The following is a 13,905-nucleotide window of genomic DNA, read 5'->3' as shown; positions in this document are numbered from 1 at the left end:
GCATGTATGGCCACGCATTTATTCACCTCCGAGTCTGTGTCTGAAGGACACCCGGACAAAATCGCCGATCAAATTTCAGATGCGGTTCTAGATGCTATTCTAGAGCAAGATCCTCGTGCCCGCGTGGCCTGTGAGACCTACGTTAAAACCGGAATGGTATTAGTAGGTGGTGAAGTCACTACCTCAGCGTGGGTTGATATTGAAGAAATTACACGTAAAACCGTAAGAGACATAGGCTACGTTCACTCTGATATGGGTTTCGATGCTGACTCTTGTGCAGTGTTAAACGCTATCGGTAAACAGTCGCCAGATATCAACCAAGGTGTTGACCGCGAAAGTTTAGAAGAACAAGGTGCAGGCGACCAAGGCCTTATGTTCGGTTACGCCAGTGACGAAACTGACGTACTGATGCCAGCGCCAATTACTTATTCTCACCGCTTGGTTCAAAAACAAGCTGAAGTAAGAAAGTCTGGCAAGCTAGACTTTTTGCGCCCAGATGCGAAAAGCCAAATTACCTTTAAGTACGAAAACGACAAGCCTGTAGGCATTGATGCGGTAGTACTTTCTACGCAGCATTGTGATTCTGTTTCTACTGCACAAGTACGTGAAGCAGTAATGGAAGAAATTATTAAACCGGTGCTTCCTAGCGAGTGGCTTAATAGCAACACTCAATTTCACATTAACCCTACCGGTCGCTTCGTTATTGGCGGACCTGTTGGTGATTGTGGTTTAACTGGTCGTAAAATCATTGTAGATACCTACGGTGGTATGGCCCGTCACGGTGGTGGTGCTTTCTCTGGTAAAGATCCTTCAAAAGTAGACAGAAGCGCAGCATACGCTGGCCGTTATGTTGCTAAGAACATTGTTGCTGCAGGGCTAGCTAAGCGTTGCGAAATTCAAGTTTCTTACGCCATTGGTGTTGCCGAGCCAACCTCTATTAGCATTGATACTTTCGGTACTGGCGTGGTTGATGAGAAAACCTTAGTGGCGTTGGTACGCGAACATTTCGATTTACGCCCTTATGGGCTAATCAAAATGCTTGATTTAGAGCGTGCTATTTACTTACCTACTGCTGCATATGGTCACTTCGGCCGTGAGGCATTCCCGTGGGAAGCGACTGATAAAGCTGAAGCACTTCGTTCATCGGTATAGTTTGCTCAGCGGTATAGTCTGCCGAAGGCTGTTTATCTAGCTCAAGGCTGTTGAAAGCTAAAGACAGAAAAAGGGTCGCTTCACTTTATAAAGTAAAGCGACCCTTTTTAATTTCAGATATTTATCTATTTAACCTTGGCTATCTTCAAGCCATATCTAGGCAGTTTCTTCGCTACATAGTGATTATATAATGGCTATATAGGACTATATGGATCCTGCAAAAATAGAAGCACTATTCATACTGCCGCTTGCAATAACCATATCAGGCAAACCAAATCGCGCTAACGCGACATTTTGAAATTCTTTCTTATGGGTTACCTCCGTTTCAGCGAAATCTGGCGGTAAAAACTGTCGACTGCTCATTTCACTGTCAAATTCAACTTCCACCACTTTCAAAGGTGCTAAATTACCGGTGAAAATGTCTACCACCAGCTGTGCACCAAAAAAGTCGATACGATATCGCTGCTTTTCCACCCGCATGTTTTGGGTTAACGGCCATAAATCAGCAAATTGCTCAGAGTCCAACGCAATTCGCGTATCTCTGCGTTTAAGGCCAACACCTTGTTTGACGGCCATGGTGTAGTTGCCACCTTCGTCCCTAATTCGAATATGCTTATCCGGCTCGGTGGCTAAATAACCTTGTCTAATTGCCACAGGTTTTCGTGTATCTAACAAACCTTCTGGCACATAACTTACTAAAAACTTTCGTTCAAATTCCCATTCCGTTTGCATCACTCACCTCCGGCCATGTTCCCTATTTGAAAGTACTGCTTTGCCCACTCAATTGAAGTAAGTCTTACTACTACCCTTTAAAAGTTAGTTCACAATAGAAATATCTAACAAGTTTATTTTTCACCTTTTGGATAAAAGACTACACTTACTATTCAGCTCTAATTTTTTGTTTCAGTTTTGTGTCATTTTTTTAAGGAAAAGTTAGGCACTTAGGGCGAACAAAACCTTTGTGGCTTTGAAGCTACCACTTAAATTTATAATAATCGGTATTCAAAAGAACACGTTTACGCTGTCTCACTCGACTAGGAATTTATTCATGAAAACTTACCCAACTTGCGTGGTTTGTTTAATATTGCTTGCCCCTTTGAGTGCCACTTACAGCGAGGCTGCTGATTGGGATGGCTACTACGGCCCCATCGTGTTCAAAAGCGAAAAAATAGCAAAGTGGAAAATTAAAAGTCGCTTTAATGAAACGCGCCTTGAATCCATACCTGGCTACGATAATCATTTTAACGCCAGCAAAAACAGTCAACTTTCTATTCGCGCCCAGCGTGCTTTAACGCTACTTTTTGAACAGCAAGTATATGCGTCGTTTAATACGACTCACTCACCTTTGCAATACTATCCTGAATGGCGCTACATACCTGAAGACTTAGGCACGTTTACTCGATTAGGTTGGCTAGTTGGTGACGAGAGCGGTTTGAATATGGCGTTAGAATTTGAACATCGAGAGGTGGGAGACAAAGAAAACAATGCGCTTACGTTAGGTGTTCAATACTTTTTCTGATTTTAAAAAGCATTACTAAAAGCTGGTACTAACTTTTGTGCTTTGCCGCTTCCACTTTATTACGAGTTTCCACATACGTGCTTTGAATAACTTTCGCATCGGTACTTGCTCGATGGCGGCGATCGTCGCTTTGCGATTCAATATTTGTTTTTACGTCATGCCAAAGCGCCATTTGAGGTTCGCTCAAGACATACTCCAATGCTCGACATGAAAAAGACATTTGTACCGAGGCTGCTGCAAAAAGTTTTATGAGCCAAGGGTTATCTACCACCCATCCGTCGCTATACACAATGGTATTGCTTAGAAAGGCATTAAGCTCGTGACACACTTTGACCGGGCAAACGCCGTAAGTGTTCAACATGGCTCTGGTGATACCATGTAAAGATTCTGCTTCTTGATCCCAATGAACCCAACTATCAACGGGACGAATGAGTTTGCACCACTTTGCACCATCATAGCGCACTATCCCTATTTCAATAGGATAACTACGGGCACCAAACCCACTGGCTTCCACATCAATAATGGAAGGGGGATAATTTCTTTGCAAGCTAACTCCCATCTGCGCTGGCGTGATATACGCCTTGCCTTCTTTAAACTTAATAAACGAACTCAGAAAGCGCAAACGGAATTGAAAATCATACTTCTGTTGTATAATTAAAAAACAAACCGACACTTCATCTACCTTGTTAATAGTAGAATCGTGCCAGTTTGTATCAATACACAATCAGAAGGCAGGCTGTATATAAAGTGATAGTCCACTTTTAGATAGGTATTACTCAGCCACCGCCAAGTTAAGAATTTGCTCACTTACCTCTGGGGTAATAGCACCCGTTTCGCCAAGGGAAAGCATCTTATTTCCTTTTAAGTTTTCCAGCACGGCATTCACTGCACTTTGCTTGTCGCCTTCATGCTCGGTAAGCTGGGTAGCCACTTCAAGGCTTTGATAGAACGCTTCTATAGCATCGATAGTGCGAAGGGCAATATCATCGCTTTGTGCTAAACCAAACACGTTTTGGCCCATCTGCGTTAACTTCGCTGATTTGGTCTCAAGTTGAACCCGTAGTAGTGACGGCTGAACAATCGCCAATGAACGAGCATGATCTACACCATAAAGTGCCGTGAGTTCGTGGCCTATCATATGCGTAGCCCAATCTTGCGCAACACCTGAACCAATGAGGCCGTTCAGTGCTTGGTTTGCTGACCACATAAGGTTAGCGCGCCATGCGTCATCTTTATTATCAATTTTTCCGCCAAGTTGAATTAGGGTTTTTAGCAAGGTTTCAGCGTAACCATCTTGAACCGGAGCATTTTGCGGGAAGGTTAAGTATTGCTCGCAAACATGAACAAAGGCATCCACTAAGCCGTTAACTACCTGGCGATGCGGAAGGCTTTTTATTACATCTGGATCTAATACAGCAAACTGCGGATAAACTAACGGAGACATAAACGCCAACTTTTGCTTAGTCGCTTTCTTGCTAATAACAGAGCCACCATTAGATTCAGAACCTGTTGCCGGCAAGGTTAGAATAGCGCCAATAGGTAGTGCCTTATCAACCTTGTGCTCTCCAGTTAGAATGTCCCACCCGTCGCCGTCATACACGGCACTTGCCGCCACATACTTAGCGCCATCAATCACGCTACCACCGCCTACCGCGAGAATATAGTCAACACCAGTTTCTTTGATTAGGGCAACAGCTTTGTCTAGGGTTTCAATGGTTGGGTTTGGTTCAACGCCACCGAAAGCTTCCCAGTTATAGCCTTCCAATGCTTTTTCTACTTGGTCGTAAACGCCGTTCTTTTTAATCGAACCGCCGCCAAACAACACAAGAACGTGGCTGTCTTTTGGAATAAGGGTGTTGATTGAGCCAATTTGTCCTTGCCCAAATTGAATGCGAGTTGGGTTACTAAATGAAAATTTCATGGTCTTTCCTCTGTCATTGCATGCCTGTGTTAATGCATAATAGTGCCATTACGTGTAAACAAACCGTCTATTTCTGGAAAAAATTTGCCTATTTCTACAAACAATCCAGTTTCCACTACTGAGCTGGCTTTTTTAAGCCAAATTCTGAAACAGTTTTTAAACGCTAAAGGTAAATCGGCACTGAATGGCGTGAGCAAAACGGATATAGAAGGAGTGCGAGTTTTCCGCGATCCTCACGGAAGCCCCAAGCAGCCGCTACTTTATCAGTCGGGTATTATTATCATGTTACAAGGCACTAAACGCTTGTATGTTGATAATCGTGAAATCGAATACAAGAAAGGCGATTACATTGTTTTCGGTGTGCCCTTGCCTGCGCAATGTGCTGCCACCTTAGACAATGACGATTGCATATTAGGTTTGGTCATTGATATTCCCGCATCGTTACTGGTAGAGCTTTCCCAATGGCGTGACGACAAGGAAAAAAACAGCCCCGCCCCTACGTTTACAGTCAGTCAGCAGTCATTAGATGAAAATATTACCGATGCTACACGCAGACTACTACAAGCATTAACACACGGTAATAGTGCACAGGCACTGGGCGCAGGTTTTGTGCGAGAAATTGTATACTATGTTCTCAATGGCCCAGCTGGTCACGTACTATGTGGATTAACTGACAACGGCCACTATGCGAGAGTCGCACAAGCATTACGAACGATTCATGATGACTATGCATCGGTGTTAAATGTAGATTCACTTGCTGCGAGTGTGAACATGAGTGTATCTGGTTTCCACCGCGCATTTCGTGATGTCGTGCTGGACTCACCCGTCCAATATATAAAGAAATTTAGATTGTCTAAAGCCAGAGAGTTAATCGCGCTAGGTCATCGAGTGGGAGACGCGGCCGAAGCGGTGGGTTACAACAGCCTATCGCAATTCTCTAGAGAGTTTAAGCGATACTACCAATTCACCCCAGTCCAAGATCGTCAATCTGCGAATTAATTGCAGTAATATAACTCACTTAAGGCTGTTTTTCGCCTAACAAAACCTTGCTAAAAGTGCGGTTTATGCATGGCTAATAATTAAACAAAAATAGACGAAAGAATAAGATTTGGAAGGTAAAACTAACCAATTAATGCTATACAATTACTAGCCTTATCCTCAACTTCAAGATTTTATGCGCTTACGTTTCACATTTTGGCTGTTAACGTTATTGACGTTAAGTTTTCACTCCAACGGCAGTGAGACGTCTACACCACTCTATATTGGTATAGATGCTGACTTTTCGGCTGTTGCCGTGGACGGTGGTGTAGCCATTAAACGAGGCGTTGAACTTGCGGTAGATGAAATTAATAAAAAGGGGGGCTTGCTAGGCCGTCCGGTTGATATCCTCTTAAAAGATCACAGAGGTAACCCTGCCCGCGGTATTCACAATATTAAACAGCTCGCCACCAACAGCGATTTAATCGCGGTAATAGGAGGCGTACATACCCCTGTGGCATTAGCCGAGCTTGAGACTATTCATCAACTTAACTTGCTTTATCTCGTTCCTTGGGCGGCGGGTACGCAAGTGGTAGACAACCAATATGCTCCCAACAATGTATTTCGCGTATCAGTCCGTGATGCCGAGGCGGGAAAAGTACTTATTCAGCATGTTGCTTCTCGCGGTATTAAACGTGTAGCACTGATTTTAGAACGTACTGGGTGGGGGCGCTCTAACGAGACATCGCTCAGCTTGGCTGCGGCCGAAATGGGGATCACCATAACCACTACCCGCTGGATTAACTGGCAACAGAAAAAATTTGAAGAAGATATATCTGCTATCAAGTCAGACAAAGCAGAAGCCATCATTTTAGTTGCTAATGCACCTGAAGGTGCGTTGGTAGTGAACGAATTAGCCGCCCAAAACCTTACAGCTTTGCCTGTTGTTTCCCATTGGGGCATTGCTTCAGGCAACTTTATCGAGCGTTTAAATGTAGAGCCCGACTTACTGAATTTGTCGGTATTGCAAACATTTCATTTTGACTATCAGAAGCACGCAAAAGCCCAGCAGTTGTTAGAAGCTTACCACCGCAAATATGGCTTAATCGCTCCTGAAGCTATTCACGCGGTTACAGGCATTGCGCACGCGTATGACCTTGTCAATATGCTAGCATTAGCGGTAACAAAAGCGGGTACCACGGATGTAGATGCGCTACGAAACACATTAGAAGACTTAGGTACTTTCGAGGGTGCATTGAAAACTTATGACCCAGCATTTACCCCCACACAGCATGACGCATTAATGGCTAAGGACTATTTTATGGCTTCATTTGATAAAAAAGGTAACTTGGTCGTTCTGGAAAATCAGTAATGCAATTCCAGCCACCACCGCTTAGAAAGCGCCTATTAACCAGTATGCTGCCCCGTTTGTTTGGGTTAATTTTAATTGTAGCGTTAATGCTTTTTGCGTTTACCTTCTTTTTTGCCAAGCAGCAAATTGAGAGCGTTCAAAAACAGTCTATTGAAGGCTTAAAGCAAGATCTTTCTTTCATCGTTAATGATACCACCCGGCAGTTATCTGACCTTGCGTCTAACGATATTATTATCAACTCAATGGTGGATTTAGAACAGCGGGATAATTATCTCCCTATGTTCTTCAGATCGTTAAAGTTAACCCAAACCCGTAATGTAGAATTTGCGTTATACGACTTTTCCGGCGAAATGGTTATTCAGAAAAATTGGAGTCATTCTATTTCTGAAAAACTGGATACTGCATGGCAGCAAAAGACCCTTGGCGCTTCGCTATCATTTTCTTCAATCACCCAAAATGGGGTGCTTTTTTCAGTGCCTGTTTTGCTAAGCGGCGCTGCAGAAGGTGCGCTAGTCATGTACGTGGAAAGCCTTCAAGCCTTATTAGCCCCCTACCCTCGACTAACTAACCAAGTCGTGACTGATGAAAATGGGTTAGTACTTTTCAGCAGTGATCCTGAATTTATCATTCCAGGCACTCCGTTTAGTGACGTGGATACCATGGGCTATGTGTTGCAGGACTCTCGCTATCAGAACTTAACCCTGTATAGCATTAAACCTATCGGCAACGCCCTAAAAGGTTTGTATTGGTTAGCACTACTCATGTTGGCCATTATTATAGGTATTATCTTAGTTAATTTTCACATGATTCGTACCACTGCGCTGCTTGCGGAGAATACCCTTTCAACCCTTTATAAAGACATTGTTAATCGTATTAAAGATACCGATACTCAAGAGTCAGTGATTGTAGAAGAAGCCCGAGAATTAGCTAATATTCGCAGTGCATTTGATACTTTAATATCAGATCTTGCAGAGATGTCATTATCGAATGAACAGTTTTCTAATGTTATTGATTCGATGGGAGATATGCTCTTAGTGGTAGATGAAAAGCATCGCGTGATGTTAAGCAACAAACGCTTCGATGCTTTTTGTGAAGATCAGTACGGAGAACGTGAGGGTACGGTTAAGTACATTCTCAACAAGCTCATTAATAAATCTTCTGGAGAGTTAAAACACTTCTCGGTAGAAGACGGACTAGAAAAGCATATTAAATGGACCAATACGCCACTTGAAGATGCTAACCATAATATCAAAGGCGCTATTTTCGTTGGGGTTGATTATAGCACCCAGCGCTCCCTTGAAAGTCATGTACAAATTCTCAATCACGCCATGGATGAAGCTACCGTTTCTATTGTTATTTCAGACATAAAACGCACAGGCCAGCCAATAATTTATGTTAACAATGCATTTCACCGTCTTACAGGGCACAGTAAAGAAGATATTATTGGTAGAAATTGCAGGCTGATGCAGGGTGAGGGTACTGATAGCCATGCAACAACATTGATTCGCAGAGCGATTGCAAACCGTGAACCTGTTGAAACCACAATACTTAACTACCGTAAAGACGGAACGTCTTTCTACAACAGGCTTATACTTACTCCAGTAAAGTCTGGGGGCGAAGTCACCCACTATATTGGTTTTCAACAAGACGTGACCCAACAGCGACAAGCCGAGCGTTATTTGCAAGATGCGAAGCAAAAAGCGGAAGAGTCGGCGCATATGAAATCTGGCTTCCTTGCCAGTATGAGCCATGAAATACGTACTCCTATTCACGGTATTTCTGGGGTACTGCAGTTGCTATCGAATTCCCCATTGAACGACGAGCAAAAGCACTACCTCTCGCTTGCTAATTTCAGTATTCAAGGCCTGCTGCACATCGTCAATGACATTCTTGATTTCTCTAAAATTGAAGCTGGGCAACTTCAAATAGATGATCAACCTTTCGATTTATTAGAAACCCTAGAAAGCTTGCAGTCGCAATACGCCATTTTGTGTCAAGAAAAAGGGCTTCGCCTTCATTTTCATTTTAACCTTCAAGGTTTTCATGTGGTCATTGGAGACTCGGTTCGCTTCCGGCAAATTCTCTCTAATTTGATTGGTAACGCAGTTAAATTCACCGAGAAGGGTGAAATTGACGTCACTACCACCTTAGAACATGCCAATGGCGATAAGCTTCGCTTGACCTGCGCAGTCAAAGATTCGGGGATAGGTATCGCAAAAGAAAAACAAGCAGGGATTTTTGAGGTCTTTACCCAAGAAGACCTGTCTACAACACGCAAATTTGGTGGCACGGGGCTTGGGCTTTCTATCAGTAAACAGTTGTGTGAGCTTATGGATGGTGAAATTCGTTTAGAAAGTGAAAAAGGCGAAGGCAGTACTTTCACTTTTAACATCATACTGAAAGAGGGCGACGATAGCCTAGTAGCGCCCCAACTAAGTGCGGCTAATAGCAACAACACCGCAACACAAAAACGTAAAATTCTTATTGTTGAAGATAATGACATCAACCAGGTCATTGTGAAACAGCATTTAAGCGGCCACAAAACCTTGAGTGCGAAATCAGGTATTGAAGCATTAGAAGCCTTAAAGAAAATGAAAGTGACTTTTGATTTAATATTGATGGACTGCCAAATGCCTGACATGGATGGTTTTGAAGCAACCCGCCGAATACGTCGCGGTGAGGCGGGCGAGCGGTATGTAAATGCTCCCATCATTGCACTAACAGCGAATGCCATGAAAGGTGACAGAGAAGACTGTTTTAACGCTGGTATGAACGACTATTTAAGTAAACCCTTCGACGTTCAAGACCTACTAGAAAAAGTAAACTACTGGGCGGAAAAAAGCACCGAAGCCAAATTACAGCCTAGCTGATACAGCCCCTCCTCATCTCCCCAAATAACACGCACTTTGAATAGGGTAGATTTGTCGTCTATCCTATTTGCACACATCAGAAAAATTGACTCATTGATAGTAAATACTGTTAAGCAGCAATAGCTTAATATCAATACTTAATGAAGCCTTGGTAAATATGACTCACACCGGTGAAATTAAAGCAGGCCAACAAGAAATGTTGGCAGTACGATACCGACGGCGCTACAGGCTCTGTCAAGTATTAACTATATTAGGCGTTATTTTCTTATTTGCGTTAGGGAGTTTTAGCTTAGTCGACGGCGCCGAAGTCCTAGGCACTATATTAATCGTCAACGCATTGGTCGGCTTACTTAATATTTATCTATTAAAACGTACCGGTAATGTTGAGCGTGCAGCCTCCATACTAAGTGGTATTCTTTTCTTATTATCAATGAGCTTAATCATTACAGGCGGTAAAAATAATACTGGGTTACTGTGGGTTTACCCTATTGTTGCCATCAGTCTTTTTATCAATCGCTTTTGGCCTGCTGTATTTTGGTTTGTGATTTTTAGTGTGGCCAGTATTCTACTGCTGTTTACGCCAGCTTCTCTTTTAATGATGACTAGCTACTCACTCGTAGAAGCAATTCGGTTCATTCTAACCATGTTGGCTCTAAATGCCATTTGCTTGGCCGCCTTACGCTCCGAGGAACAAGCCTACCAGACGATTATGCAATTGCATGATGATGATATTCGCAAGATGGCCTATTACGACACGTTGACAGGCCTTCCCAATCGGTGGAGTTTTAAAACCAATCTAGAGCGCCTCTTGTCCCGAGCTGAGAAAGATAAACAACGCATTGGCTTATTGTATATTGACCTAGACAATTTTAAGCAGGTGAATGACCAATACGGCCATGAAGCAGGCGATAGATTATTACTTGAGTTCAGTGAACGACTTTGGGAAGAAATCCGCCCTACGGACCAGCTTTTAAAGCCGCAGACGGAAAGCCTAGCAAGGCTAGCAGGTGATGAATTCGTTGTATTGTTGCCCAATATTAAAGCGCCTCTTGATGCCAGTGTCGTGGCAACACGTATTCTTAATATTTTCGACGGCGGTTTTGAAGTGGATGACGTCACACATATGATTTATGCCAGTATTGGCATTGCCGTTTATCCCGATGATGCCTGTGATCCTTCAACATTACTTCATCATGCCGATGCTGCAATGTACGACGCAAAACATAACGGTCGTAATTGCTTTAAGTTTTTCACCCAAAATATAGCTGATACGCTACGCCAACGTCAACGCATCGAGAAAGGCTTAAGGCAGGCTTTGAATGACGCGCATTTCTCTTTAGTTTATATGCCAATATTCGACTGTAAAGATAACAGCATTGTCGCGATTGAAGTACTGCTGCGCTGCCAAAGCCCTGAGCTTGAAGGTAATAGCCCTGAGCTTGAAGGTAATAGCCCTAAGCTTGAAGGTATTAGCTCTGAGCTTGAAGGTATTGGTCCTGACCAGTTTATACCTGTTGCGGAAGCTACCGGCCTTATCAAAGAAATTGATTTATGGGTGATTGAAAATGCTTTTCAAGCGCTAGTCACCTTGCAAAAAGAACATGATTTCAAAGGGCAAATTTGCATTAACATCTCGGGTGTGGAGCTTCATAATGAGGTATTTCCTACCCAAGTAAAACACCTATTAGAGCAATATAGCATTGCCCCTGAATGCGTAGAGCTCGAGGTCACTGAAACCGCATTTGTGGCCGACGATGTGAGCGGTTTAGAAACTCTAAAAGCACTGGATGAATTAGGGGTGTCTTTAGCACTCGATGATTTTGGTACCGGCTACACGGCATTCAGTCAATTGATACATTACCCTGCCGATTGTTTGAAAATCGACCGTTCATTTGTTAACGATCTCTTTTCAGAACGTGAAGCGCGCAACAAAATGGTGATGATTATTCAAAATTTGGCAAAGCTTTACGATCTTCGCGTTATTGCCGAAGGCGTTGAAACTGAAGCTCAGATGACGTATCTGCGAGAAAACGGCTGTGACTGGGCACAAGGATATTATTTATCGCGCCCGTTACCTTGGGATAACTTACTCAAATTATTGAGCGCTTAAAGAAAGGGTAAGTGAAGCAGACGCTTCACTTACACAAATAAAGGTGGAGTTGGCCGATAAGCCGGGTTCTGTCGTGGGCAACCATTCCTCTAGATCAGCAATTACTCACTGATTCAAGCAACCTACCCGATCCCCATGCGGGCCACACGTTAAGGGATCCTATTTGGTCTTGCTCCGGGTGGAGTTTACCTTGCCACAACCTGTTACCAGGTGTGCGGTGCGCTCTTACCGCACCCTTTCAGCCTTACCGGCCATTGCTGGCTTAGGCGGTCTTCTCTCTGCTGCACTTGTCGTCGGCTCGCGCCGCCCAGACGTTATCTGGCACCCTGCCCTTTGGAGCCCGGACTTTCCTCCCCTTTCTTACGAAAGCGGCGATTGCCTGGCCAACTCCGCGGCGCATTCTACATGAAGATGGCCTATTTAGCGACAATCACTTGGCAGCTTTTAGGTATCGCCGTAAAAGCAGGTCTCTACGATATTTTTATCCAGCAGTTTTGTTATAACAAAAACCTGATCTTCTGCCTGTAATACCGTGCTTCCTTTGGGAATAAGCGTACTTTCACCACGGGCTACTAACGCCACGACAGTGTCTTCGGGTAACCCCAACTCTGAAATACTTTTGCCTGTTGAGGCAGACATAGAGTGAAGCACTATTTCAATGAGCTCCCGTTTATCTTTTGCCACTTTAACGATTTCTAGCGTATTCGACTCCCCCCGAGGATTATCGAGTACTAAGCCTAATTTACGTGCGGCAAATGGCAGACTTGAGCCTTGTAGCAAGGCTGAAATCATCACAATGAAAAATACCACATTAAAAATAAGCTCAGCGCTGGGTAATTCAAAAATTAACGGAAAAATAGCCAAGATTATAGGCACAGAACCGCGAAGCCCTACCCATGAAATCAACACCGAGGCTTTAAACGAAAACCGGCTTAATAACAACAATGGCATTGCCACCAGCGGCCGAGCCACAAAAATAAGCACTACCGCGATTAACAAGCCTTCTTTCCATGTGTGTAAAAGTTCAGAAGGCGTTACCAGCAAGCCTAAAATAACGAACATTGCAATTTGACTTAGCCACGCGAGGCCATCAATGAATACAAAGGTATTTCGTTGATAGGAAAATCGGCTATTACCTACGATTACGCCAGTTATAAAAGTAGCCAAAAAGCCGCTGCCATTTAAGTTCGCCGCTAAACCAAAGGCCAACACCCCAAATAACATAACGAATACGGGATACAAACCAATTGCCATAAGGGTTACGCGCCTAAATAGCGCCACCGCTAAGCCGCCGACCACTGCACCTGTAATTGCACCCACCCCCATTTGGCTGACAAACAATAAGGCTAATTCTGACGCCTTTGTGCTGCTATCTTGAATAAGAGTGATAAGACCAATAGTGAGGAATATGGCCATTGGATCGTTTGATGCACTTTCCAGCTCTAGGGTTGCTTTTAGTCTTGATGGAATAGAAATGCCCGCATTACGCAGTACAGAAAATACCGCCGCCGCATCGGTAGAGCCCACTATTGCCCCAAGCAACAGCCCTAAATAAAGGGGCAAATCGAGAATGTACATGGCTGCCACACCGGTTATGGCCGCGGTGCCGACCACACCAATAGAGGCAAGTAACGCTGCCGGCTTCCACGCCCGCCTAATAGACTTCTTTGAAGTTTGAAGCCCACCATCAAATAGAATGAGGATAAGTGCGAAGGTTCCTATGGAATGTGCGGCATCGGCATTATCAAAAGAAATACGACCGATACCATCTTCACCAGCAAGCATACCCACCCCCAAAAAGAGAACAAGTACGGGTACACCAAAACGAGGAGACAGTTTGCTGACCAACACGCCGAAAATGGCTAATAAAGCACTGAGTAGAATGATGTGGTCTACGGCAAACAAAAGTTATCTCCTTCTAACATAACAGTATTGAAGTATATAGATGAAATGGGCAAAGCGGTATTTTACCGCCCTACCTAT

At 43.7% G+C, this 13,905-nt stretch carries 10 protein-coding genes and 1 other RNA gene; 6 read left to right on the top strand and 5 right to left on the bottom strand.

What is annotated here, in order from left to right; translation table 11 throughout:
- Window positions 1-6 precede the first annotated feature (6 nt).
- A complete protein-coding gene (gene metK / locus AV939_RS04320) occupies window positions 7-1,152 on the top strand; it encodes a methionine adenosyltransferase (RefSeq protein ID WP_057793704.1) in 1,146 nt (381 codons plus the stop codon).
- A 204-nt stretch (window positions 1,153-1,356) separates the two neighbouring features.
- Here metK and AV939_RS04315 read toward each other — a convergent pair whose 3' ends face one another.
- Window positions 1,357-1,884 (bottom strand): CYTH domain-containing protein, encoded by a 528-nt coding sequence (locus AV939_RS04315; protein ID WP_057793706.1) that lies wholly within the window; start codon window positions 1,882-1,884, stop codon window positions 1,357-1,359.
- A 316-nt stretch (window positions 1,885-2,200) separates the two neighbouring features.
- On the opposite strand from AV939_RS04315, the gene AV939_RS04310 reads away from it, so the two are divergent.
- A complete protein-coding gene (locus AV939_RS04310; protein ID WP_061997185.1) occupies window positions 2,201-2,671 on the top strand; it encodes a hypothetical protein in 471 nt (156 codons plus the stop codon).
- 28 nt (window positions 2,672-2,699) lie between these two features.
- On the opposite strand, the gene AV939_RS04305 is transcribed toward AV939_RS04310, so the two are convergent.
- Entirely contained in the window at window positions 2,700-3,230 is a 531-nt protein-coding gene (locus AV939_RS04305) for a 3'-5' exonuclease (RefSeq protein WP_061998158.1), read from the bottom strand.
- Between the two features lie 213 nt (window positions 3,231-3,443).
- Window positions 3,444-4,592, bottom strand: coding sequence for an iron-containing alcohol dehydrogenase (locus AV939_RS04300; RefSeq protein WP_061997184.1), 1,149 nt, complete (start codon window positions 4,590-4,592; stop codon window positions 3,444-3,446).
- A gap of 84 nt (window positions 4,593-4,676) precedes the next feature.
- Between AV939_RS04300 and AV939_RS04295 the strand changes: the two genes are divergently transcribed.
- The 4 genes from AV939_RS04295 to AV939_RS04280 all read left to right on the top strand — a co-directional run bounded on the left by AV939_RS04295 (window position 4,677) and on the right by AV939_RS04280 (window position 11,922).
- On the top strand, window positions 4,677-5,591 hold the full coding sequence (locus tag AV939_RS04295) for an AraC family transcriptional regulator (protein ID WP_057793712.1): 915 nt from the start codon (window positions 4,677-4,679) through the stop codon (window positions 5,589-5,591).
- 175 nt (window positions 5,592-5,766) lie between these two features.
- Window positions 5,767-6,942, top strand: a complete 1,176-nt coding sequence (locus AV939_RS04290) for an ABC transporter substrate-binding protein (protein WP_061997183.1) — start codon at window positions 5,767-5,769, stop codon at window positions 6,940-6,942.
- Window positions 6,942-9,812: an ATP-binding protein gene (locus tag AV939_RS04285; RefSeq protein WP_061997182.1), complete on the top strand. Its 2,871-nt coding sequence runs from the start codon at window positions 6,942-6,944 to the stop codon at window positions 9,810-9,812. The genes AV939_RS04290 and AV939_RS04285 overlap by 1 nt, the downstream gene beginning before the upstream one ends.
- A gap of 157 nt (window positions 9,813-9,969) precedes the next feature.
- On the top strand, window positions 9,970-11,922 hold the full coding sequence (locus tag AV939_RS04280) for a putative bifunctional diguanylate cyclase/phosphodiesterase (RefSeq protein ID WP_061997181.1): 1,953 nt from the start codon (window positions 9,970-9,972) through the stop codon (window positions 11,920-11,922).
- A gap of 41 nt (window positions 11,923-11,963) precedes the next feature.
- Here the strand turns inward: AV939_RS04280 and rnpB are convergent.
- Window positions 11,964-12,313: RNase P RNA component class A (gene rnpB / locus AV939_RS04275), an RNA gene on the bottom strand.
- A 53-nt stretch (window positions 12,314-12,366) separates the two neighbouring features.
- A complete protein-coding gene (locus AV939_RS04270; RefSeq protein WP_061997179.1) occupies window positions 12,367-13,827 on the bottom strand; it encodes a potassium/proton antiporter in 1,461 nt (486 codons plus the stop codon).
- Window positions 13,828-13,905: the final 78 nt, after the last annotated feature.

The sequence above is a fragment of the Alteromonas sp. Mac1 genome (assembly GCF_001562125.1).
GTDB classification, from domain to species: Bacteria; Pseudomonadota; Gammaproteobacteria; order Enterobacterales; family Alteromonadaceae; genus Alteromonas; species Alteromonas stellipolaris.
Note: the sequence above shows the minus strand (reverse complement) of the source record. Positions and strands in the feature narration are given on the sequence as shown.